Origin of the sequence: Halopseudomonas pelagia (assembly GCF_009497895.1) — a bacterium.
In the GTDB taxonomy this organism is placed as follows: domain Bacteria; phylum Pseudomonadota; class Gammaproteobacteria; order Pseudomonadales; family Pseudomonadaceae; genus Halopseudomonas; species Halopseudomonas pelagia_A.
The window spans coordinates 2,752,055-2,774,522 of record NZ_CP033116.1 but is presented as its reverse complement, the minus strand read 5'-3'; the positions used below and the strand labels follow the sequence as shown (position 1 = coordinate 2,774,522).

The following is a 22,468-nucleotide window of genomic DNA, read 5'->3' as shown; positions in this document are numbered from 1 at the left end:
GGTTACAGCTGCGCCGCCACGGGACGGATTCCGGGGGTTCTGGAGGGATATGGTGGCGGTTTTGAGCTGATATGACTCGTGCGGCCTAGCCTAAACCAACGCATTCACGCTGTTCTGCGCTAGCGGCGCAGGGTATTCAGCCGAACTAAGCTAAAGGTGTTGCATTGGCCTGAGCCGAAATGACCCAGGTGCTGCCATCTCTCTGTCATATGCATCTGTTGTTCTGGGCGGACTCTTATAGTCGGAGGCCAATATGCCCTCGTTGTTTGCGCTGCACCGTATCAAGCTGTTGTCACTGCTGGTGATATCGAATCTCGGGTTGATCCTGCATTTGTCTCTCGGTGACGTGAAGTCCGGTGCCGCCTGGGCCTGGCTGGATATAGCAGGCGAGGGCGGCTCTGCGGCTCTGGTGTTGATCTGGATCTGCCTGCTGCTGAAGAGTCGGCCGGCAGGGCGTGTGACGGATCTGCTGTTTCTGGGGCTGGCTTGCCTGTTCTTTTCGCTGTGGATGGATGTCACCGACGAATTCGTGCAGATGGCGGATAGCGTCAGATGGGACGCGTGGCTGGAATCAGGGCCAATGCCGGTGGGGTTTGTCCTGTTGACGTTGGGGATCTATCACTGGCATCGCGAACAGCTAGCCATCAGCGCACAAATGCGCAACCGAGAGCGGCTTTACCGCGAGCACCGACAGTTCGACAAGCTTACGCCTCTAGGCGGCGCAGCCTACCTCAAAACCCAGATTGAACTGACCATCAAGCAAGCGGTGATAGACCGGCAGCCCTTGTCGTTGATCATGCTGGACATGGACCGCTTCAATATGATCAACCGCGATTACGGCCAGAAAGAGGGGGACCGCGTATTGCAGGTGGTGACCCAACTGGTATTGCTGAACCTGCGCGAGCATGACCTGCTCTGTCGTCTGGCGGGCGATCGTTTCGTCGTTGTACTACCCAATACATTGGAGTCGCAGGCCGTGATCGTGGCGACCGAACTGTCTTTGGCTATAGCACATCTTGCCTACCGGACAACCGGTCAGGGCGAGCGGCTAACACTCAGCGCGACTACCGTGGCGGCTATGGCGCGGCAAGAGAGCGCAGAGCGTTTGCTTGAGCGTTTGAACATGACGATGGCACGCGCCAAGCAAACGCCGCTGGCGCGTAGCGCATGAGTGCTCAGACAAACCCTTGGTACGAGCGTGACGAGCGATTTATTCAGGCTCATCATCAGCCTGCATGCTTGATTGATCTGGCGCTGACCCGCGGTATAGACAGCCATCGTCTGTTGCGTGGTACTGGGCTTTTCTATCAGGATATTCTGACCGGCCAACAACGCATCTGCGCCGAGCAATTCCTGCGCTTGATCGACAATGCCCAGCAATTGCAAGGCAGTGACGATTGCAGCTTTCTATTTGGCCAACAACTGCTGCCAGGCCATTACGGCCATGCCAGCCACGCGCTGCGGCATGCGCAGAACCTGAGTCAGGCGCTGGAGCGCCTGGTGTTGCTGCGGCGGCGAGTCTCACCTCTGCTTACACCGCGCGTCAGACTGGACGGCAAGTTCGTCTACCTGCATTGGTTCGACAGTTGCGGCGCCGGAGCACGTGAAGTCTTCCTGGTAGAGGCGGCGATGACCGCAGTGACCGCAATGTGTCGGTGGCTTTCCGGCGAGCCTTTGCCATGGCAGTACCAGTTACGACACACACAGCCGGGCTACATTGAACAGTATTGGGTCCATCTGGGGGAGGACGTGCGTTTCAGCTGCCCGCAAAATCTGATGCGCTTGCCGCGTGAATATCTAGTCAAATCATGGCCGCATGCCTCGGTGACAGCCGGCCAGGTCGCCGAGCAGGCCAGTCTCCATGAACTGGCTGCGGCCAATGAACTGGCGCCAAGCATTCTTGATGCCCTGTTCGATCACATCCATGATCACATCAGCCAATCCAGGCTTCGCCAGCCATTGGGGCTGGAACGTTTGGCCGAGGCATATGGAATGAGCGCCGCGACGCTTAAGCGCAAATTGAAACGCCACGATACGCAGTTTCAACAGCAGCTGGATCAAGTGCGAACCTTTATCGCGCTCGACTTGTATCTCAGCAAAGGCTTCACCAGTGATGAAGTGGCGACTTACCTCAACTTTAATGACCGGGCCAATTTTCGTCGGTCCTTCAAGCGTTGGACCGGACACCTGCCCAGCGATTTGATTGGCAGGCTGGCGTAAAAATAAAACGCCCCGGCCAACCAAGTTAGACGGGGCGTTTTGGTCGCCGTAGGTTTAGAACTGATAGGTGGCAGACAGCCAAAGGCGCCGACCTTCTTCCAGTGTGCCGTCAGTTGACCGTCCGCTCTGAATGTAATCTGATGCCCAGCTAGTGGCACCGGTGTTGGTGGTGTAGTAGCTGCCCTCGGTGAAATCTTTCCCCAGCACGTTGTAGATGGTTGCGTTCAGGGTCAGATCATCGGTCGCTTGTAATGAACCACCGAGGTGAAAGACTTCGTAGGCTTTGAGATCGCCCGCTGCGTCCTGTAGCGCCTGATTGCCTGCGCTCAAATTGTCATAACGGTCAATAAACCTAGCACGTTCACTGCGATATTCACCCTTGAGCCAAAGATTGACCCGCTGAGTGGCTGCCCAGTTCAAACGCGCGAATAGCAGATGGTCCGGGGTATTGGTCAGGGGCGCACCCTTGTTATCGCCGCTCTTTTGCTCACTATCGGTATAGGTGTAGTTGGCACTCAGGCTCCAGGCCGGAGCGAACTCCCAGCGGCTGCCCAGTTCGATACCCTGGGTTTCTGCTTCGCCTATATTGGTGCTTTGCGCGAAGCTACCCTGGGTAAAGCCGGGTCCAAATTCAATACAGCCAGGCTGGCCCGCGGGCACGTCGGCATCAGCTGAAAAGCAATTGGGTAGTGCCGTGCCGTCGTCGATCTTATCCTCAAATTTATTATGGAATACGGTAACGTTGGCACTGAAATTATTCAGATTGTCGTAGTACACGCCGAATTCAGTATTTGTGGTGGTTTCAGGCTCTAGGTCGGGACTACCGATCGTCAGCGTTGAACCCTGGCCGGTGACACCGCTGATACCGTCATGCAGCTGGTTCAATGTGGGGGTCTTATATCCTTGGGTTACCCCGCCCTTCATAGTCCAGCTATCAGTGGTATTCCAGACCAAATAAGCGCGTGGGCTGAAGTTACCGCCGAAGGCTTCGTGATCTTCGTACCGGCCACCCAACGTCAGCGCCAAGTCGTCGCGAATACGCCATTCGTCTTCAGCAAATAACGCCCATGAGGTCTGCTGAAATGTCTCGTCAGCAATGCCGTCGGTGACTTCGGCATCCCACCACTGGGCGCCAACGGTGGCTATATGCGCCTGTCCCAGCGGGGCGACGAGCTTGGTGTCCAAAACCAGATCACGCGATTTCAGTTCGCGGTCATCCCCTACGACGATCTGCGGATAGCCGTCGTAACTGTCGCCAATGGGCGTGCCTGGGATGGTTCGCCCAAGGGTTTCGGTAGTGCTGTGCGTCAGACTGCTGGTGGCGGTGCCGAAGCCCAGGCGACCCTGGTGGGCGAGGGCAACCTGCTCGCGCTCAAAACGAAGTTCGTCGCTATAGCCATTGGCTCGGGTCGGTGCCGCGACGTTACAGCCGGTGACAGCGCTACCACCCGTTCGGCCGTCCAGATTGCCCAATTGGCAATCGTCGTTCTCGTATCGCTGGATGCTGCGGTCCAAATCCAGTGAAAAATCGTGGTTAGCCGTCGGCGTCAAGTTAAGGCGCGCACCGACGGTGTAGTTGCCACCCTCAACAGGTGAAGCGCCGCGCTTGCTAACGGTGCTGTCGTCAGCAAAAGTCAGGTCCGATTCCTGGCGGTCAAAGATGCTGCCGCGCACCGCTAGCCCTAGCAGGCCATCGATCAGCGGGCCGCTGCTGTACAGATTTGCATTGCTGGTGGCGCCGTAATCGCTATCTTCCTGGAAGGTACGATCGACGGTGACGGAGCTGCCCCATTGCGTCCCGACTTTTTTGGTGATGATGTTGACCACGCCGCCCATGGCATCAGAGCCATACAAGGTGGACATTGGGCCGCGGATAACCTCGATACGCTCAATCGCGGACAGCGGCGGCATAAAGCTGGTAGCCGTGTCGTTGAAACCGTTCGGTGTCACGTTGCCTGCGGTATTCTGCCGGCGGCCATCGATGAGTATCAGTGTGTATTCGCTCGGTAGGCCGCGGATACTGATATCCAAGCCGCCCGTTTTACCCGTGCCTTGACGGATATCCACGCCTTCGACACCGTCCAGCGCCTGGGCTAGATTTGCATAGCGATTCTGTTGCAGGTCTTCATTACTGATGACGCTGATGCTGGCGGGGGCATCGGTGATTTTTTGCTCAAACCCAGACGCTGTCACTACGGTATCGGCCAGCCGAATAGTGTTGTCATTGGCAATGGCTACGCTGCTGGCAAGTAATGACAGCCCGGTAATAATCCCGGTAGATAACGGTGTTTTGAGAAAAGTTCTATGCGTCATGTGCTGTGCTCTCCTAGCGGCGCCGTGCTGGCGTCATACGATTCGCTCTTGAATGCAATCAAGAATGGTTACCATTTAGGTGGCGTGAATTCTATTCAGGCGGGGATCAAAGTTCGACAGCGCTTTTCGCAACGCAAGGTTGATAAAAACGCAACAAATGCCATCGTTTCGCAATTGACAACACTTCCCATTATCTGCAGGATTCAGTAGCACTGCCGCAGTGACAGCCACTCGTCGGCACTCATCCGTTGTATGCATTGAAGGCCGGGAGTGGTTAGCGAGTGGTACATCATGATTTCAGCGAGTTGACAGTATTTGCGCTGGTGGTTGAGCAGGGTGGTTTGACACCCGTAGCGTCCAGCCTGGGTTTGCCCAAGTCGACGCTCAGCCGGCGCATCAGTCAGCTTGAAAACCGCGTAGGCCAACGTCTGCTACTCAGACATTCCAATCGTTTGACGCCAACCGAAGCAGGCAATCTCTTTTATAGGTACTGCAAGCAGTTGATCGAGCTGGCCGAGCACAGTCAGCAGGCGCTGGACGAATTACGCGAGGAGGCCAGTGGACGGTTGGTGCTGCATGTTCACAATGCCTTTGAAAGAGGTTGGTTGCCGACCGTCCTGGATGCATTTCTGCAGCGCTATCCGGATATTCTGCTGGATGTGCAAGTCAGCTCCAGGGCGCCTGCTTTCGAGCAGGAGAGTGCAGGGGATCTGTGGTTATGGCTGGGCGAAGTTGAAGCAAGCGGCTTGCGCTCCGAAATTATCGGTACCTGGCAGGCGGGTTTATTCACCAGCCCAGGTTACGCCGGTGAACACGGCTTGCCACTGCACCCGACAGAGCTTAAGCAACGCGCTTGGGTAGATGTACTGGAGGCGGGGCGGCAGCCAGTGGCGCTGGTACATACAGAGGAGGGCGAGTACGTGTTTCAGCCGCCGGTCTCGCGGATGAAGGTCGATAGCCTGGTATTGCAGGCTGACGCGGTCGTGCGCGGTAAAGGCGTTGGGGTGCTGCCCAGTTGGTACGCCCAGCGCTATGAGCAAGCGCATCCGGGCAGTTTTGTCTCGTGCTTGGAGGGCTGGCAACCGGCGAGCTTGCCGGTGACCTTGTTGTGTAATTTTGGCCATCCGGCAAAAAAGGTCTCGGCCCTGCAGGACTGGTTACGTGAATCTGTGCCGGATGCCTGGCGCGAGACCGTCGCGCGGGTCTGACGGGCGTTTATTTAAGTCGACGCTCGATACCCATCTGCACCAGGATTTTCGCGGATATTTCTTCTACGGAAAAAGTAGTGGAATTAACGTAGGAGATATTTTCCCGGCGGAACAGGTTCTCTACTTCGCGCACTTCAAATTCGCATTGGGCGAAGCTGGCATAGCGACTGTTGGGGCGACGTTGCTCACGGATACTCGCCAGACGTTCGGGGTCGATGGTCAGCCCGAAGAGCTTTTCCTTGTGCTGCTTGAGGGCCGGCGGCAGTTGCAGCCGCTCCATGTCGTCTTCAGTCAGTGGATAGTTCGCAGCGCGGATGCCGTATTGCAGAGCCAGATAGATACAGGTGGGTGTCTTGCCGCAACGCGATACGCCGACCAGAATGATATCGGCGTTGTCATATTGTTGGGTCCGGGCGCCATCGTCATTGTCCATCGCAAAATGCACCGCATCAATGCGATCCTGATAATGATGATTGTGCTGGATAGAGTGGGACTTGCCGACTGAATAGGACGATCCGTCGCCCAGCTCCTGCTCAAGTGGAGCGAGGAAGGTGGCAAAAATATCGATCATGTAGCCGTTGCAACTGGCCAGCTCCGCACGGATCTCACGGTTGACCACGGTGTCAAAAATGATCGGCCGCTCACCGTCACGCTCGGCAGCTGCATTGATTTGTTGTACCATGTTCCGCGCTTTTTCGACGGTATCAACGTAGGGTCTGATCAGCTTGATGAATTCGATGTTCTCGAATTGAGACAGCAGACTCTGACCCAGTGTTTCGGCGGTAATGCCTGTGCCATCGGAAATGAAAAAAGCGGTGCGTTTCATGCGTGAAGCCTTAAGATGTCAGTGGCTGAGTGCAGCTGGCAAGTAAAGCGCCAAGCTGGTCTCTGTGCCGGCATTGTGGCGCATTTGTGTCAGACAGGCCAGATACCGCCATCCGGCGGAGCTAAAATTCATTGATTTACGGAGAGATCACCTTGTTAGAGTACGTAGTGTCCTTCGAGCATCTGGGCGTTGATGACGTCGAGCGGGTAGGCGGCAAGAACGCGTCCCTTGGCGAAATGATCAGCAACCTGGCCCACGCCGGTGTTTCTGTCCCCGGCGGTTTTGCCACCACGGCTGAAGCCTACCGCGAATTTCTGGAACAAAGTGGTCTGAACGAACGCATCCATGCCGCGCTTGATGCGCTGGATGTGGAAGATGTGAATGCGCTGGCCCGTACCGGAGCACAGATCCGCGAGTGGGTGATGGAAGCACCGTTCCCTGACGCACTGGATCAGGCAATCCGTACTGCCTTTGCCGAGCTGTCCAACGGTAATGACAATCTCGCCGTAGCCGTGCGCTCTTCCGCCACCGCTGAAGATCTTCCGGACGCCTCCTTTGCCGGCCAGCAGGAAACCTTCCTTAATATACGCGGTGTGGACAATGTGATCCGCGCGGCCAAGGAAGTGTTTGCCTCGCTGTTTAATGATCGTGCCATTGCCTACCGCGTGCACCAGGGCTTCGACCACAAACTGGTCGCCTTGTCGGCTGGCGTGCAGCGCATGGTTCGCTCGGAAACCGGTACTGCTGGCGTCATGTTTACCTTGGATACCGAATCCGGTTTCCGTGACGTGGTGTTTATCACCGGCGCCTACGGTTTGGGTGAAACGGTAGTGCAGGGCGCAGTCAACCCTGACGAGTTCTATGTTCATAAGCCCACCCTCGAAGCAGGTCGCCCGGCCATTCTGCGTCGCAATCTGGGCAGCAAAGCAATCAAGATGATCTATGGCGAAGTCGCCAGTGCCGGTCGCTCGGTCAAGACGGTGGATGTCGACAAGGAAGAGCGCTCACGTTTCTGCCTGAGTGATGAGGAAGTCACCAACTTGTCCCGCCAGGCGCTGATCATCGAGAAACATTATGGTCGGCCGATGGATATCGAGTGGGCCAAAGACGGTGACGACAACCAGCTGTATATCGTCCAGGCGCGCCCCGAAACGGTCAAGAGCCGCAACAACGTCAACGTCATGGAACGCTACCTGCTCAAGGAAAAGGGCGAAGTTCTGGTGGAAGGTCGTGCCATCGGCCAGCGTATTGGCGCAGGGCGAGTGCGGATCATCCACAACGTCAGCGAAATGGACAAGGTCCAGCCCGGTGATGTGCTGGTCTCCGATATGACTGATCCCGATTGGGAGCCGGTCATGAAACGCGCCAGCGCTATCGTGACCAACCGCGGCGGCCGTACCTGCCATGCGGCGATTATCGCTCGTGAGCTGGGTATTCCTGCGGTAGTGGGTACCGGTAACGCCACTTCCGAATTGCGCGATGGTCAGGAAGTGACTGTCTCCTGTGCTGAAGGTGACACCGGCATGATCTACTCCGGCCAACTGTCTTTCGACATCCGCACTAACAGCGTCGACGCCATGCCTGACCTGCCGTTCAAAATCATGATGAACGTCGGTAATCCGGATCGCGCCTTTGATTTTGCCAACCTGCCTAACGAAGGCGTGGGTCTGGCACGCCTGGAATTCATCATCAACCGCATGATTGGCGTGCATCCCAAAGCCTTGCTGAATTTCGACAGCCTGCCTGCAGATGTGCGCGACAGTGTCGAAAAACGTATCGCCGGCTACGATGATCCGGTCGGCTTCTATGTCGAAAAGCTGGTCGAAGGCATTAGCACGCTGGCCGCTGCATTCTGGCCAAAGAAGGTCATCGTCCGGCTTTCCGACTTCAAGTCGAATGAATATGCCAACCTGATTGGCGGTCGCTTGTACGAGCCGGAAGAAGAGAACCCGATGCTCGGCTTCCGCGGCGCGTCGCGTTATATCAGCGATACCTTCCGCGACTGCTTCGAGCTGGAATGCCGCGCGATGAAATATGTGCGCGACGTCATGGGCCTCACTAACGTCGAAATCATGGTGCCCTTCGTGCGTACCGTCGGCGAAGCCAAGCAGGTAGTTGAGCTGCTTGCCGAGAATGGCCTCAAACGCGGTGAAAATGGTCTGCGACTGATCATGATGTGCGAGCTTCCTGCCAATGCGTTGCTGGCCGAAGAGTTTCTTGAGCACTTCGATGGATTTTCGATTGGCTCCAATGACCTGACCCAGCTCACACTGGGTCTGGATCGTGATTCCGGCATCATCGCTCACCTGTTCGACGAGCGTAATGCAGCGGTCAAGAAGCTGCTGGCCATGGCGATTTCAGCTTGCCTCGCTGCGGACAAGTACATCGGGATTTGCGGGCAGGGTCCATCCGACCATCCCGATCTCGCCCGTTGGCTGATGCAGCAGAGCATCGAAAGCGTCTCGCTGAACCCCGACTCGGTCATGGATACCTGGTTCTTCCTGTCAGAAAACGCCCTTGAGGAGAGTTGACATGCATTATGTTACCCCCGATCTGTGTGACGCCTATCCGGATGTTGCGGTGGTAGAGCCGATGTTCAGCAACTTCGGTGGCCATGACTCCTTTGGTGGCCAGATTGTCACGGTCAAATGTTTTGAAGACAACTCTGTGGTCAAGGAGCAGGTCGATCAGGATGGCCGTGGCAAGGTCATGGTGGTTGATGGCGGTGGCTCGCTGCGGCGAGCACTGCTCGGCGACATGCTTGCGGAGAAGGCTGCCAAGAATGGCTGGGAAGGCATTATCGTCTATGGCTGCGTGCGTGATGTGGACGTACTGGCGCAAACCCCGGTGGGGATTCAGGCGCTGGCCAGCCATCCGATGAAAACCGACAAGCGCGGCATTGGTGACCTTAACGTAGTGGTGACCTTCGCTGGCGTGACGTTCCGCCCCGGCGAGTTTGTGTACGCCGATAACAACGGCATTGTGGTGTCCGCGCAAGCACTGGAAATGCCTTCCTGACAGCAGATATGTCACCTGCCGTCAGGGAGGTGACATTCTGTCGCCTCCGTGCGTCCAAACCAGGTAACCCGACCTAGCGGAGGTGATGATGGAAGATCCTATCGAAAGCCGGCTGCGCGAATTGATGCGCGCTGAAGCCGACACATCTACACCGGTTGACGCGCATCGCCTTGACCGGGTCCTGCATAAAGCCCACATGCGCGCCGGTTTTTTTGACTTGATCAATCTGTTTGCGCATTGGGGATGGGTGCTCTCCGAAGGAGGCGCGCGGGCAATGAAACATTCGCGGCCTGTTAGTCGGCGCGCAGTGGACGATCATTTAGTCACACCTGAATCACAAGAGAAGAGCTGATCATGGAATTGGATATCTGGAGTCAGAGCTTTGTAGGCGCCATGGCGACGCTATGGAACAAGATCGCAGCCTTTATACCCAACCTGATAGCAGCCTTGTTTATTGTCCTGCTCGGCTTTGTCATCGCCAAGGTCGTGGACACGCTGCTGAGCAAAGGTCTGGCTAAGTTGGGCCTGGACCGCCTGATGACCGGGGCGGGCGTAAACAAGATGCTCAAGCGCATTGGCATCAACGCTCCCATGTCGACTGTCGTTGGCAAGGTGGTCTACTGGTTCATTGTACTGACCTTTATTGTCTCTGCAGCCGAGTCACTTGGTCTGGCCCGGGTCTCGGCGACGCTGGACATATTTACGCTGTATCTGCCGAAGGTAGTGGGGGCGGCCTTGATCCTGCTCGCCGGCTTGTTGCTTTCCCACCTGGTCAGCGGCGTGGTTCGCGGAGCAGCAGAAAGTGTCGGTGTCGATTACGCCAGCGGGCTTGGGCGCTTCGTGCAGGGCCTGTTGGTGATCATTACCGTATCTCTGGCAATCGGGCAGTTGCAGATTGAAACCGCGCTGCTCAACACCGTTATCGCTATAGTACTGGTCTCCTTCGGCGCAGCTGCCGCGTTAGCGTTGGGCCTGGGGAGCCGGGAAATGGTCAGCCAGATCATTGCCGGGATCTATGTCCGCGAGCTCTATCATGTGGGCGATCGCATCAAGATGGACGAGCTGGAAGGTGTGATTGAAGAAATCGGCACAGTGAAAACCCAGTTGCTCGACGATGATGGGCAGATCGTCTCTGTCGCCAATCGCACGCTGATAGCCCAACGCGTTTCGCGCTAATGCTGCCGGTCCTGGTCTACTTTGGTGATTGCGCACATTGACTAACCCACACCAGACAACCCGTTACAATCCCGCCGAGCTTACGGACGAAGAATTGGTCGCCAGGGCCAATCGGGAGTTGTTGCATACCACGGTGGCTTATGAAGAGTTGATGCGCCGCTACCAGCGCACTCTGTTCAATGTCTGCGCACGGTATCTGGGCAATGACCGCGATGCGGACGACGTTTGCCAGGAAGTGATGCTCAAGGTATTACATGGATTGCGTCAGTTTGAGGGTAAAGCCAAATTCAAAACCTGGTTGTACAGCATTACTTACAACGAATGTATAACGCAGTACCGCAAAGAGAAACGCAAAAGGCGTTTAATGGATGCGTTAAGTCTGGATCAGGACGAGAGCGAAGAAGTTGTAGAAAGTTCCATAAATATTGTCACGGACCGGGCCAGCCTTGATCGCTGGCTGGTCCATGTAAATCAGGTAGATCGAGAGATCCTGGTGCTGCGATTTGTGGCCGAACTGGAATTTCAGGAAATAGCTGACATTATGCATATGGGGCTAAGCGCGACAAAAATGCGTTATAAAAGGGCGCTTGAGAAATTACGTAAAAGCATAGACAACCCCTTTTAGTCGTTTTTAAACATATATACTTGCATTCTCAGTTTTCTGTTATACTTACCGGGAGTTTTGCGCAAGTTAACGTCCTAATATGGATTTGATGGGGATTTACAGATGAAATTGAAAAACACTTTGGGTATTGTTGTTGGTGCCGTTGTCGCTGCTTCTGCCTTGCCGGTCATGGCTCAGAGCGCCGGTTCCGTTGAAGTTGAGGCGTTTGCTGATCGCTACTTCACAGACAGCTACCGTGACATGAGCGACGGTACTCTGGTGGGCGGTGGCATTGGTTACTTTCTGACTGATGACGTCCTGCTGAACGTTAACCTGGGTACATACAAAAACCTTGAAGATGATGCTACCGGTGAAGACATCGACGGTCGCCTGATGGCGGTTGAAGCTGTTTACCACTTCGGTCAGAGCAACATCCGTCCTTACATCTCCGGCGGTTTCGGCCATCAGGAACTGGATCAGGTTGGCACTAGCCAGCGCGATCGTACCACCATGGCTATGGCCGGTGTTGGTATCAAGAACTACCTGAGCGAGAACTTCTTCGTTAAAGCCGGTGTTGATGCTCTGTACGGCATTGATAGCAAGAACACCGAATGGTCCGCTGGCGTTGGCCTTGGCCTGAACTTCGGTGGCGCTGCAGCTCCTGTTGCTCAAGCGGCTCCTGCACCAGCCCCTGCACCTGCTCCGGCTCCACAGCCAGAGCCAGAAATGCAGTCGGTCCGTGTTGAGCTGGATGTTAAGTTCGATTTCGATCGTGACTCCATCCGCCCTGAATACCGCAATGACATTCAGAGCCTGGCCGAGTTCATGAAGACTTATCCTTCAGTAACTACTACTGTTGAAGGTCACACTGACTCCGTCGGTAGCGACAGCTACAACCAGAACCTGTCCGAGCGTCGTGCCAATTCGGTCCGTGAAGCTCTGATCAGCGAAGGTGTTGACTCCTCGCGCGTTAGCTCTGTCGGTTACGGCGAAGCCCGTCCGATTGCTGATAACGAGACTGATGATGGCCGTGCCATGAACCGTCGCGTAGAAGCTGAAGTAGAAGCTGAAGTAGAAGTTCGTTAATAACGACTGCTTAGCTTAAGAAAAACCCGGCTTCGGCCGGGTTTTTTTATACCTGCTGTTTAACCAGCACGTTCAATATCAGCCGTTATGAATGTAATTCACGCCAGGGAAGCGGAAGCGAAAGTCATCCGGCATGGGGGTTACCTTGGAGGTGGTGAAGTCATAGAAAACGAATCCCGACTTGGCCAGAGCGACCAGTTCGCCACCAATGGCCTTGGTGATGCGAAAGATGATGTCCCCGCCATACTTGTTCAGATCCATCATGCCGACTTCAAAGATCAGCGCATCGCGGGCAAAAGCTTCGCGCTTATAAGTGGTGGCCAGGTCGGTGACAATAATGCCGGTATCCTTGTCGCTGACCTCTTCAATACCGAACTGATACAGAAAACGAGCGCGAGCTTCGGAGATCATCGATACCATTGAGTCATTCGCCAGGTGCTTGCCCGCATTGATGTCGGTAATGCGGACGGTAAGCTGTGTAGTGAAATAGAACTGATTGTCAGGAAACTCGAGGGTAAGGCGTGCCATGCTGTTAAACCTGTTACGACGTTAATGGTGCCACATGCTCCCCGGGAAGGTGGGAAGGTGAGGGCAGGCGTGAGGGAGGGCGCATTGTACTTGAGACCGCTATGGGCAGACAGCAGGAGCTGATAACTGGCACAAAAAAAGGCCACCCGAAGGTGGCCCTCTTTAAACACCCAACGTGCGCAGCTATCAGCCGAACTGGTTCATGGTGTTGTCTTTGCCGCCAGCTTTCAGAGCAGCTTCACCAGCGAAGTACTCTTTATGGTTGTCACCGATATCGGAGCCAGCCATGTTCTGGTGCTTGACGCAGGCGATGCCCTGACGCAGTTCCTGACGCTGAACGCCTTTAACGTAGGCCAGCATGCCTTGCTCTGCGAAGTACCCCTTGGCCAGGTTGTCGGTAGACAGCGCGGCAGTGTGGTAAGTCGGCAGAGTGATCAGGTGATGGAAGATACCCGCTTCGCGTGAGCCATCGGCCTGGAAGGTACGGATCTTCTCATCAGCGATCTGGGCCAGTTCAGTCTCGTCGTAATCGACGCTCATCAGCTTGGCGCGATCGTAAGCGGACATGTCCTTGCCTTCAGCAGTCATGTTATCGAATACCTGCTGGCGGAAGTTCAGAGTCCAGTTGAACGACGGGCTGTTGTTGTAAACCAGCTTGGCGGTCGGAATCACTTCGCGGATGCGGTTAACCATGGCAGCGATCTGGCCAACGTGCGGCTTCTCGGTTTCGATCCACAGCAGGTCAGCGCCGTTCTGCAGGGAAGTGATGCAGTCCAGGATAACGCGATCTTCGCCAGTACCAGCACGGAACTGGAACAGGTTGCTTGGCAGACGCTTGGGACGCAGCAGCTTGCCGTCACGGTTCAGAACAACGTCGCCGTTCTTCATGTCAGCAGCAGATACTTCTTCGCAATCCAGGAAAGAGTTGTACTGGTCGCCCAGGTCGCCTGGCTCTTTGGTTACAGCGATCTGCTTGGTCAGGCCGGCACCCAGGGAATCGGTACGGGCAACGATCACGCCATCATCAACGCCGAGCTCGAGGAACGCGTAACGAACGGCGTTGATCTTGGCCAGGAAATCTTCGTGGGGAACGGTAACCTTGCCATCCTGGTGACCGCACTGCTTCTCGTCGGACACCTGGTTTTCGATCTGGATGCAGCAAGCACCCGCTTCGATCATTTTCTTGGCCAGCAGGTAAGTGGCTTCAGGGTTACCGAAACCAGCATCGATGTCGGCAATGATCGGCACTACGTGAGTTTCAAAGTTGTCGATCTTGGCCTGGACTTCGTCCTGCTTGGACTTGTCGCCAGCGTCGCGGGCAGCGTCCAGATCCATGAACAGCAGATCCAGTTCACGGGCGTCAGCCTGACGCAGGAAGGTGTACAGCTCTTCGATCAGACCGGAAACGGCAGTCTTCTCGTGCATGGATTGGTCAGGCAGCGGGCCGAAATCGGAACGCAGCGCTGCAACCATCCAGCCGGACAGGTACAGGTAGCGCTTGTTAGTGGTCTTCAGGTGCTTCTTGATGGAAATCAGCTTCTGCTGACCGATGAAGCCGTGCCAGCAACCCAGTGACTGGGTGTAGACGGAGGAGTCGGCATCGTACTCGGCCATGTCTTTGCGCATGATGGCAGCAGTGTACTTGGCAATGTCCAGACCGGTTTTGAAACGGTTCTGAGCGCGCATGCGGGCGACGGACTCGGGGTTGATAGCGCTCCAGCTGTTGCCGGCAGATTCTTTCAGAGCGGCGACGGCTTTGATGTCGTTTTGATAAGCTGACATGGTCAATCCTTCAAGGTTTGCGTTTGGTTGAGCACAAATTTCCACCCAAAACCCACATGCTAAAGGTTATGCATGGGCGGTGCACCGCAGCGTGTCTTAACAGGACTGAAAAAAGAAATCCACTAGGGGAGGGGGTGTGAGCAGGTGAATGATCGAGGCTGCCAAGCATGAGCGGTGTCATGCATTACCCCGGACACAGATATATCCGCAGGTAGAGCAGTGAATCAAACAATCATTCAGACTGAGGCTAAATCGCTTCCCCGTCCCTCAGGACAACTTCGTTCCAGTCGCAACCTCGTCGAACGGCCTTGTGAGCTGTTGAGACACTGATCGATCCAATGGTTCATGGATCCGATCCGGAGAGCCCTTTCGGACCCCCTGGCTAGCGGGAGCGACGCAATGATGCGACTTGATCGGCAATAAGTCAATGCGCATGTAGTGTTTTTTTAAGCGCACTACACTGGCGCTGATTGTCTTTTTCAGGCCTTAACCCGGGCTAGTTTGCGCGGTCTATCTTGAGCCGTACACTGCTGTCATTCTGGCTGCGGGTGCTGGTGCGCCGCCCGATGTCCGCGCCGCTACTGAGCTGGCTATCGGTAACGCCACCGACGGTAACCCACTCGCCGAGTCGCGCGGTTACCACGGTGTCGGTCTGCTGCACGTCAACTATTCGATTATCACTGCGGTTGACGTTGTCATTGTTGGCGCTGAGGGTAATGGTTGCCAGGTCGCCATTAAGTCGCACTGTGGCATAAAAGCCCTGGGTGACATCACGGTATTCGGTGTTTTCGATAACACGGCCGTATACGTCGGTAGTGGTGGACTGCAAAGGCACTGACTGGCCGGTTTGAATCAACACCGGGTAACCTTCATTGGCGGTGACCTGGCGGACTCCATCGTTCTGACCGCGGGTACTACGGTTGATGATCCGCGCCTGGTTACCATTGCGCGGATCTCCGACCACGATGTCCGCGGGTCCAGTGTCGAAACGCCCGTCAACCTGATAGCCACGCTCGTTGCTGGTGATGCCGCCGCTATTGGCGACACTGATCAACAGCCTCGCCGGCTGGCGGTCGAGTTCATTCAATAACGCGCGTATTTCCTTCAGCCGCTCGGGCTCGGCGCGTACTATCAATTGATTGCCGTAGGCTGAGACGCGCTCATCATCCCGGAGCATCGGCTGAATCGCGGGAATCATATTCTCAGCCATGTTGTAACCGAGACTGAATATCTCGGTTGTCGGTTCTGCCTGCACGGAAACGCTGCTGCAGAACATCAGTAGCGCGAGCAACTGGGCAAGGCAGAACCTGATCATAAAAGAAATCTCCGGATGGCTGGATCGCTCTGGCTGGTAGACCAGAGCTCATCGAACTCGCTGCTTTTGCGTCTCACCTGGTCGGAACTGTGATAGCGGGCAAACCCCTGGCGCAGCAGGGCCTTGGGTAGCATCAATATGCCGCAAGTATCTGCCAGCATATAGATCTGCGGCAGCTTTTCACGTTCTGGGTGCTGCTTGCGAATCTCAACTATGCTCGGGAAGCGGTGCATCAGGTTCAGCAGGCTATGGCCCTGAAGAAAAGATTTGCCAGTATCCTGGAGCAATACTCTGATCCGACACTTGGGCTGGCGGGCGATCAGTTGCTCCGCTGCGTTAAGCACATCGCGGCGATTGAACAGCCATACGGCTTGGTCGGCGGCGTAGATATGTATTTGCCGGCGGGCCTGGCCAAGCATATGGCACAGATGGTCGAGTGCATTGTTTTCGTCCAGCTCAATCAGCTCGGCTTGGTTACCCAACTGATAGGGCAGATCCACTGTGCGCGCCACCGGCAACTGTGTCGGTGGGTTGTGAATGCTGAATGTGCCGGGTGACTCAAACTCGATCGGCGGCAACTCCGATATATCCAGGAGCTCGGCCTGCCAGCGCATGGCGACGTGAAGGATCCCCGCTTCCATATAAGGTTCCGAATCGACTACGAAACCCAAGCGTTGGTACAGCGACTGCGCCTGGACCTGGGCGCTCAGTAGCAAGGTGCTCATGCCTTGCGCCTGGGCGTAGGCCATGACTTCGCGCATGAGTCGTTCGCCCAACCCCTTGCCACGCCACGCGGGCAATATAGCTACCCGGCCGATATGGCCATCGTCTAGCAAGCGCGCGGTGCCCAGTGGCTCGCTTTCAGCGCGCATGAGGAAATGCACCGCGGACTGATCCTCGGTATCCCACTCCAGCGCTTCCGGGACACCTTGCTCATCGATGAATACCTGCTTGCGGATCTCTCGCAGTGCTTCGGTGCTCAGCCAGTCAACTGCACTGACGTCAATCTCATTCATCCTCGCCCTCCAGTTGGAGATCCCCCTTGGCCAGAAGTTGCTCCACCAGTGTCCAGGCTTCTGGATTCTGTCGCCAGGGCAGCAGTGCTTCGCAATCCAGATAATCCTGTTCACAGATTAGTTGAACCAGCGGTAACAGGGTAATCGGCAGCAGACAGTGCTCGCCGCTGGCAAACAGCATCAGGTGTTCGGCTCCCTCCTGGCGGTAAGCCAGGCGCGCGCTTGGGTTGCGGATCAGCCCATAACCATTGCTGAGCTCTTCATCCACCAGGCTGGTCTCAACCTCCTGCACCTGGATCAATTCGGGATAGCGCGGTTCGGTCATGAAGCGGCCGAACCAGGTGGCCAGTGCTGCTTTGTCCTGAACCAGCTCCAGGACAATGCCCTGCAAGCGCTCGATGCTGGCATCGTCAATGCAAGAGGGCTCTGCCGGGACTGACATGCCTGCGTCACTATAGCGATCCTGGTCGCTGAGATACTGACCGAGAAAGTCAGTGAAATGATGCAATATCTCCTGATGGCTTGGTGCGCGAAAGCCGATCGAGTAAGTCATGCATTCATCTTCGGCAATACCGTAATGGGCAACGCCGGGCGGTATATAGAGCATGTCGCCGGGTTCGAGCAGCCATTCTTCCTGCTGCTGAAAGTCCTGCAGAATACGCAGGTCAGGGTGCTCCAAAATTGGGCTATCGGCATTGCAGTGCTGGCCGATCTTCCATCGCCGGTGTCCTTGGGTCTGCAGCAGGAATACATCGTAGTTGTCGAAGTGCGGTCCGACGCTGCCGCCTGGCGCCGCGTAACTGATCATGATGTCGTCGATTCGCCAGCTGGGCAGAAAGCGGAAAGCGGATATCAGTTCAGCGACGTCGGGCACGAACTGGTCTACTGCCTGTACCAGCAAGGTCCAATCCTTCTCGGGCAATACCTTGAAGTCATCCTCGGCAAAGGGCCCGCGTCGCAGCTCCCAGGGAATGTCACCCTGGGTCAGGACGATTCGCGACTCGACTTCGTCTTCCAGAGCCAGGCCAGCCAGCTCATCGGCGGATAACGGGCTTTGATAATCAGGGAAAGCCTGTCGAATCAGCAGCGGCTTTTTCTGCCAGTAATCCCGCAGGAATTCGGTGGGGGTGATATCACCAAGTGGGGACGCTGCGGTATGGGACATAAGAGCCTCTGGAACAATGTAGGTAACGTCATCCGGCCCGGAGTGGGGGTATTCAGCGTCTAGCTGAGCGACGACCCTGCTGAACTTTCCCGGGGCCGGGAGTCAGCAGGTCGTCTTTCGAATTGCACGTTAATAATAGCTAGTCTGCAGCCGCTGAATGAGCGGGAATATCAGACCCGGCGTGCTTGCTGAACAGCGTTGCCAATATAGTTGGCTGGCGTGAGCGCTTTGAGTTCCTGCTTGGCTTCTGCGGGAATTTCCAGGTCCTCGACAAATGCCTGCAGAGCCTGGGGCGTAATGCCTTTGCCGCGGGTCAGTTCTTTGAGCTTCTCGTACGCATCCGGCACAGCATAACGGCGCATGACAGTCTGAATAGGTTCGGCCAGCACTTCCCAGCAGTTATCCAGATCTTCAGAAATACGTTGAGCATTAAGCTCTAACTTGCTGATTCCTTTCAGGGTGGATTCATAAGCAATTACGCTATGCGCGAAACCAACACCCAGATTTCGCAAAACCGTGGAATCGGTCAGATCTCGCTGCCAGCGCGAGATCGGCAGCTTGCTCGACAGGTGTTGCATGATGGCATTGGCAATGCCCAGATTGCCTTCGGAGTTCTCGAAGTCGATCGGGTTGACCTTGTGCGGCATGGTCGACGATCCAATTTCGCCCGCTATGGTTTTCTGCTTGAAGTAGCCCAGCGAGATGTAGCCCCAGATATCCCGATCAAAATCGATCAGAATGGTGTTGAAGCGTGCGACCGCATCAAAGAGCTCAGCAATATAGTCATGTGGCTCAATCTGCGTGGTATAGGGATTGAAGCCCAGGCCAAGAATCTGCTCGATAAAGGTTTTGGCGTTGGCTTCCCAGTCGATCTCAGGATAGGCCGACAGGTGCGCGTTGTAATTACCCACTGCGCCGTTGATCTTGCCGAGCAAAGGCACAGCGCTGATCTGCGCGATCTGGCGCTCCAGGCGATACACCACGTTTGCCAGCTCTTTGCCCATGGTAGTCGGGGAGGCGGGCTGGCCATGGGTACGCGACAGTAACGGGACGTCGGCATGGGCTACGGCCAAAGCGCGCAGCTCGGCAACAACCCGATGCATCAACGGCAACATAACCTGGTCACGGCCCGCGCTGAGCATCAACGCATGCGAAAGGTTGTTGATGTCTTCGGAGGTACAGGCAAAGTGAATGAACTCATTGACCGACTGCAACTCCGGCAGTGCCGCGGCTTGCTCCTTGAGCAGGTACTCCACCGCCTTGACGTCATGATTGGTGGTGCGCTCGATTTCCTTTATGCGCTCGGCATGCTCGATCTGAAAGTCGTCGACCAGCTTGTCGAGCAGAGCATTGGCTTCGTCCGAGAAGGGGCCGATTTCCGGAATGTCCGGATGGGCGGCGAGACATTGTAGCCAGCGCACCTCTACCTGAACGCGGAAACGGATAAGTCCGTATTCGCTGAAAATACTGCGCAGGCTGGCGGTTTTGCTGCCGTAACGGCCATCAACGGGGGATACGGCGGTCAGGGAGGACAGTTGCATAAGCGGTCTCGTCGAAAGGTCGGGCGGAAAAGGGTGAAATCATACACCAGATTGGCGCGGTTTGGCCTGCGCGCCAGGCATGGCAATACTGATCAAGGTGGAAGCGAAAATCAGGCCGGCGCCCACAAAGGAGGAAATATCCGGCACTTCATCCCAGAGAAACCAGGCGAAAAGGCCGGAAAAAACAATGGCCAGATAGCTCAATGGCCCTATTTTACCCGGTGGCGCCAAGGTGTAAGCCTTGGACATGATCAATTGGCTGACGGTTGCTACCAGCCCAATGCTGATTAGCATGCCAAGCTGGGTGCCAGTGAGTGGCTGCGAGGCCCACAGCAGAGGGATCGACGAAAGCAGCGTAGAGAAAAAGGCGAAATAAAACACCATGCGGGTGGCCGGTTCGGTACTGCTCATCACGCGAATTGAAACAAAGGCACAGGCCGCCAACAGGCTAGCTGCTATGCCGACCAGGCCGATGGGGTCAAACAGTGCGCCACTGGGCTTGGCTACCAGGAGCACACCGGCAAAGCCGAGCAGCACCATAAACATCATTCGCGGTGTCAACGATTCGCGCAGCCACCACCAGGCCAACATTGGCGTGAATACAGGTGCGGCGTAGGTGAAAACCATGGCATCGGCCAACGGCAGGTGGGCGATGGCATAGAAGAAACAATACATCGCTCCCAAGCCATAGAACGTGCGCATGAAGTGCCGACCCAGACGCTGGGTACGGAACGGGGCGAAGCCCTTGACCAGTATCATCGGCAGGAAGAATACGACGCCGAGCAGATTGCGGAAGAACACCACGTTCTCGTTATTGACGCCCACTGATACTTCGCGAATCAGAATGCCCATCACCGCAAACAGCAACGCCGAGGTGGCCAGCAGCAGCGCGCCTTTGCGCGGCTGGTCCAGCCGGACCAGTTCAACCATTCAGGACCGACCGGGTCGCATCCAGCAATTTCTTCCTGGATACCAGCATTTGCCAGCGGTGCCCGCCCAGTTGCCGCCACAGGCGTGCCGAGCGGATCCCGGCTAACAGCAGCGCGCGAATCCGGTTGGCAGTGTCCGGCTGTTGCAGGTAGCGCATATCGCCGTGCACCTGGATGCGTAGGCGCAAGGTGCTCAGGGTGTCCTGGTAGATGCTGCCAAAGGAAGCGGTAACGTTGTCATGCAATATACCGAAATGCTCGACCTGTGAGCCGGCCAGCTCTAACCGTTGGCCCAGCACACTGAGCATGTCGTCACGCTTGGCCAGTTGCCGCTCCAGTACCAGGAGATTCATCGTGTAGCGCAGCGCGTCGCGCTGAAGGGCGGCGGTGTCCCGCTCCAGCATCGCCTGCAGCGCCTGCACGCCCTGGCGAATCTGGTAGGTGGAGCCGCCGTAGATTTGCAACACGTCATCCGGTGAGCGCTCAAGGATGCTGCCTAACAGGCAGGCAGCTGGTGCTTCGCTGATCTGGCCGCTGCGGGCCAGCTTGTCGACCAATATCGCCGCCTGGAAAACCGCGCCCAGCGCAATGACCTGTTCTTCTGCTTGAGTCACGCCGCATCCTCTTCAAAGGCTGGAGTGGCCGTTTCGATCACGCCACCACCGAGGCAGACGTCGCCTTGATAAAGCACTACCGACTGGCCCGGAGTGACCGCGCGCTGCGGCGTATCGAACCGAACCAGATAGCCGTTGGCACAAGGCTCAAGCGTGCAGGCCTGATCCGACTGCCGGTAACGCACCTTGGCTGTCAGCGGCAGCGGCTCTGTGACGGTGACAGGGTTGACCCAGTAAATTGACGAACAGGTGAGGGCGCTCGCGTACAACCACGGATGCTCATTGCCTTGGCCCACCACCAGCACATTGCGCGTGAGATCCTTGCGCAGCACGTACCAGGGGGTATCACTGGCATCTTTCATACCGCCGATTCCCAAGCCCTGACGCTGGCCGATGGTGTGGTACATCAGACCGTGATGGCGACCAATGACCTGGCCATCAGTCGTTTCCATATCACCTGGCTGGGCGGGCAGGTACTGCTTCAGAAAATCGCTGAAACGTCGTTCACCGATAAAACAGATCCCGGTGGAGTCTTTTTTCTTCGCTGTCGCCAATTGGTATTTCTCGGCAATTTGCCTTACTTCGGGTTTCTCCAGCTCTCCTACAGGAAACAGAGTGCGGGCAATCTGTTCAGCACCAACGGCGTGGAGGAAGTAGCTCTGATCTTTATTGGCATCTACACCACGCAGTAGCACGGTCTTGCCATCGCGCTCGGCTTTACGTACGTAGTGCCCAGTGGCGATCAAGTCAGCACCGAGCATAAAGGCATAGTCGAGGAAGGCTTTGAATTTGATTTCGCGATTGCAGAGGATATCCGGATTTGGCGTACGGCCAGCCTTGTACTCTTCGAGGAAGTGTTCGAAGACGTTATCCCAGTATTCGGCGGCGAAATTTGCGGTATGCAGCTTGATCCCCAGCCGGTCGCTGACCGCTTGAGCGTCCGCCAGATCGTCCATCGCTGTGCAGTATTCCGTGCCGTCGTCTTCATCCCAGTTTTTCATAAACAGGCCTTCGACCTGGTAACCCTGCTCCAGCAGCAGGGCGGCCGAAACGGACGAGTCGACTCCGCCAGACATGCCGACGATAACGCGAGTCTGCTCGGGAGCTTTGGTGTGCAAGGTTGTCAT

At 56.1% G+C, this 22,468-nt stretch carries 20 protein-coding genes; 9 read left to right on the top strand and 11 right to left on the bottom strand.

What is annotated here, in order from left to right; all coding sequences use genetic code 11:
• The first annotated feature begins 253 nt into the window (after positions 1 to 253).
• Together EAO82_RS12990 and EAO82_RS12985 are read left to right on the top strand one after the other, a co-directional pair.
• The gene (locus EAO82_RS12990; protein ID WP_096345027.1) at positions 254 to 1,171 is read left to right on the top strand and encodes a GGDEF domain-containing protein; all 918 of its coding nucleotides are present in this window, start codon (positions 254 to 256) and stop codon (positions 1,169 to 1,171) included.
• Entirely contained in the window at positions 1,168 to 2,220 is a 1,053-nt protein-coding gene (locus EAO82_RS12985; RefSeq protein ID WP_096345028.1) for an AraC family transcriptional regulator, read from the top strand. The genes EAO82_RS12990 and EAO82_RS12985 overlap by 4 nt, the downstream gene beginning before the upstream one ends.
• Positions 2,221 to 2,274: 54 nt before the next feature.
• On the opposite strand, the gene EAO82_RS12980 is transcribed toward EAO82_RS12985, so the two are convergent.
• Positions 2,275 to 4,533, bottom strand: coding sequence for a TonB-dependent receptor domain-containing protein (locus EAO82_RS12980; protein ID WP_096345029.1), 2,259 nt, complete (start codon positions 4,531 to 4,533; stop codon positions 2,275 to 2,277).
• A 281-nt stretch (positions 4,534 to 4,814) separates the two neighbouring features.
• On the opposite strand from EAO82_RS12980, the gene EAO82_RS12975 reads away from it, so the two are divergent.
• Positions 4,815 to 5,741 (top strand): LysR family transcriptional regulator, encoded by a 927-nt coding sequence (locus EAO82_RS12975; protein WP_096345030.1) that lies wholly within the window; start codon positions 4,815 to 4,817, stop codon positions 5,739 to 5,741.
• Positions 5,742 to 5,748: 7 nt separating this feature from the next.
• Here the strand turns inward: EAO82_RS12975 and EAO82_RS12970 are convergent, their stop codons facing one another.
• Entirely contained in the window at positions 5,749 to 6,567 is an 819-nt protein-coding gene (locus EAO82_RS12970; RefSeq protein ID WP_096345031.1) for a pyruvate, water dikinase regulatory protein, read from the bottom strand.
• Positions 6,568 to 6,719: 152 nt separating this feature from the next.
• On the opposite strand from EAO82_RS12970, the gene ppsA reads away from it, so the two are divergent.
• The 6 genes from ppsA (at position 6,720) to EAO82_RS12940 (ending at position 12,451) form a co-directional block, all read left to right on the top strand.
• Positions 6,720 to 9,098, top strand: coding sequence for a phosphoenolpyruvate synthase (gene ppsA, locus EAO82_RS12965; RefSeq protein WP_096345065.1), 2,379 nt, complete (start codon positions 6,720 to 6,722; stop codon positions 9,096 to 9,098).
• 1 nt (position 9,099) lies between these two features.
• Complete coding sequence (gene rraA / locus EAO82_RS12960; RefSeq protein WP_096345032.1) at positions 9,100 to 9,585, top strand: ribonuclease E activity regulator RraA; 486 nt, start codon at positions 9,100 to 9,102, stop codon at positions 9,583 to 9,585.
• An 88-nt stretch (positions 9,586 to 9,673) separates the two neighbouring features.
• Positions 9,674 to 9,937 carry a CrfX protein gene (locus EAO82_RS12955; RefSeq protein WP_096345033.1) on the top strand — a complete coding sequence of 88 codons (264 nt, stop codon included), beginning with the start codon at positions 9,674 to 9,676 and terminating at the stop codon, positions 9,935 to 9,937.
• A gap of 2 nt (positions 9,938 to 9,939) precedes the next feature.
• The gene (locus EAO82_RS12950; protein ID WP_096345034.1) at positions 9,940 to 10,761 is read left to right on the top strand and encodes a mechanosensitive ion channel family protein; all 822 of its coding nucleotides are present in this window, start codon (positions 9,940 to 9,942) and stop codon (positions 10,759 to 10,761) included.
• 37 nt (positions 10,762 to 10,798) lie between these two features.
• A complete protein-coding gene (sigX, locus tag EAO82_RS12945) occupies positions 10,799 to 11,386 on the top strand; it encodes an RNA polymerase sigma factor SigX (protein ID WP_096345035.1) in 588 nt (195 codons plus the stop codon).
• Positions 11,387 to 11,488: 102 nt separating this feature from the next.
• On the top strand, positions 11,489 to 12,451 hold the full coding sequence (locus EAO82_RS12940; protein ID WP_096345036.1) for an OmpA family protein: 963 nt from the start codon (positions 11,489 to 11,491) through the stop codon (positions 12,449 to 12,451).
• A gap of 78 nt (positions 12,452 to 12,529) precedes the next feature.
• Here EAO82_RS12940 and EAO82_RS12935 read toward each other — a convergent pair whose 3' ends face one another.
• From EAO82_RS12935 to mnmA, 9 genes are all read right to left on the bottom strand, one after another.
• Positions 12,530 to 12,979, bottom strand: a complete 450-nt coding sequence (locus tag EAO82_RS12935) for an acyl-CoA thioesterase (RefSeq protein WP_096345037.1) — start codon at positions 12,977 to 12,979, stop codon at positions 12,530 to 12,532.
• 186 nt (positions 12,980 to 13,165) lie between these two features.
• The gene (locus tag EAO82_RS12930; protein ID WP_096345038.1) at positions 13,166 to 14,761 is read right to left on the bottom strand and encodes an isocitrate lyase; all 1,596 of its coding nucleotides are present in this window, start codon (positions 14,759 to 14,761) and stop codon (positions 13,166 to 13,168) included.
• A gap of 496 nt (positions 14,762 to 15,257) precedes the next feature.
• Positions 15,258 to 16,076: a secretin N-terminal domain-containing protein gene (locus EAO82_RS12925; protein WP_096345039.1), complete on the bottom strand. Its 819-nt coding sequence runs from the start codon at positions 16,074 to 16,076 to the stop codon at positions 15,258 to 15,260.
• Complete coding sequence (locus EAO82_RS12920) at positions 16,073 to 17,092, bottom strand: GNAT family N-acetyltransferase (RefSeq protein ID WP_096345040.1); 1,020 nt, start codon at positions 17,090 to 17,092, stop codon at positions 16,073 to 16,075. The genes EAO82_RS12925 and EAO82_RS12920 overlap by 4 nt, the downstream gene beginning before the upstream one ends.
• On the bottom strand, positions 17,085 to 18,257 hold the full coding sequence (locus EAO82_RS12915; RefSeq protein ID WP_096345041.1) for a cupin domain-containing protein: 1,173 nt from the start codon (positions 18,255 to 18,257) through the stop codon (positions 17,085 to 17,087). Before EAO82_RS12915 ends, EAO82_RS12920 begins: the two co-directional genes overlap by 8 nt.
• 170 nt (positions 18,258 to 18,427) lie before the next feature.
• A complete protein-coding gene (gene purB, locus EAO82_RS12910; RefSeq protein WP_096345042.1) occupies positions 18,428 to 19,798 on the bottom strand; it encodes an adenylosuccinate lyase in 1,371 nt (456 codons plus the stop codon).
• Positions 19,799 to 19,837: 39 nt separating this feature from the next.
• Positions 19,838 to 20,728, bottom strand: coding sequence for a DMT family transporter (locus tag EAO82_RS12905; protein ID WP_096345043.1), 891 nt, complete (start codon positions 20,726 to 20,728; stop codon positions 19,838 to 19,840).
• The gene (hflD, locus tag EAO82_RS12900; RefSeq protein ID WP_096345044.1) at positions 20,721 to 21,341 is read right to left on the bottom strand and encodes a high frequency lysogenization protein HflD; all 621 of its coding nucleotides are present in this window, start codon (positions 21,339 to 21,341) and stop codon (positions 20,721 to 20,723) included. Before hflD ends, EAO82_RS12905 begins: the two co-directional genes overlap by 8 nt.
• A complete protein-coding gene (gene mnmA / locus EAO82_RS12895) occupies positions 21,338 to 22,468 on the bottom strand; it encodes a tRNA 2-thiouridine(34) synthase MnmA (RefSeq protein ID WP_096345045.1) in 1,131 nt (376 codons plus the stop codon). Before mnmA ends, hflD begins: the two co-directional genes overlap by 4 nt.

Excerpts from the sequence above, each read along its gene's own strand:
- EAO82_RS12990 (WP_096345027.1), top strand. The coding sequence starts at position 254 with ATGCCCTCGTTGTTTGCGCTGCACCGTATCAAGCTGTTGTCACTGCTG.
- EAO82_RS12985 (WP_096345028.1), top strand. The coding sequence starts at position 1,168 with ATGAGTGCTCAGACAAACCCTTGGTACGAGCGTGACGAGCGATTTATT.
- EAO82_RS12980 (WP_096345029.1), bottom strand. The coding sequence starts at position 4,533 with ATGACGCATAGAACTTTTCTCAAAACACCGTTATCTACCGGGATTATT.
- EAO82_RS12970 (WP_096345031.1), bottom strand. The coding sequence starts at position 6,567 with ATGAAACGCACCGCTTTTTTCATTTCCGATGGCACAGGCATTACCGCC.
- rraA (WP_096345032.1), top strand. The coding sequence starts at position 9,100 with ATGCATTATGTTACCCCCGATCTGTGTGACGCCTATCCGGATGTTGCG.
- EAO82_RS12955 (WP_096345033.1), top strand. The coding sequence starts at position 9,674 with ATGGAAGATCCTATCGAAAGCCGGCTGCGCGAATTGATGCGCGCTGAA.
- EAO82_RS12950 (WP_096345034.1), top strand. The coding sequence starts at position 9,940 with ATGGAATTGGATATCTGGAGTCAGAGCTTTGTAGGCGCCATGGCGACG.
- EAO82_RS12940 (WP_096345036.1), top strand. The coding sequence starts at position 11,489 with ATGAAATTGAAAAACACTTTGGGTATTGTTGTTGGTGCCGTTGTCGCT.
- EAO82_RS12935 (WP_096345037.1), bottom strand. The coding sequence starts at position 12,979 with ATGGCACGCCTTACCCTCGAGTTTCCTGACAATCAGTTCTATTTCACT.
- EAO82_RS12930 (WP_096345038.1), bottom strand. The coding sequence starts at position 14,761 with ATGTCAGCTTATCAAAACGACATCAAAGCCGTCGCCGCTCTGAAAGAA.
- EAO82_RS12925 (WP_096345039.1), bottom strand. The coding sequence starts at position 16,076 with ATGATCAGGTTCTGCCTTGCCCAGTTGCTCGCGCTACTGATGTTCTGC.
- EAO82_RS12920 (WP_096345040.1), bottom strand. The coding sequence starts at position 17,092 with ATGAATGAGATTGACGTCAGTGCAGTTGACTGGCTGAGCACCGAAGCA.
- EAO82_RS12915 (WP_096345041.1), bottom strand. The coding sequence starts at position 18,257 with ATGTCCCATACCGCAGCGTCCCCACTTGGTGATATCACCCCCACCGAA.
- purB (WP_096345042.1), bottom strand. The coding sequence starts at position 19,798 with ATGCAACTGTCCTCCCTGACCGCCGTATCCCCCGTTGATGGCCGTTAC.
- EAO82_RS12905 (WP_096345043.1), bottom strand. The coding sequence starts at position 20,728 with ATGGTTGAACTGGTCCGGCTGGACCAGCCGCGCAAAGGCGCGCTGCTG.
- mnmA (WP_096345045.1), bottom strand. The coding sequence starts at position 22,468 with ATGACAACCTTGCACACCAAAGCTCCCGAGCAGACTCGCGTTATCGTC.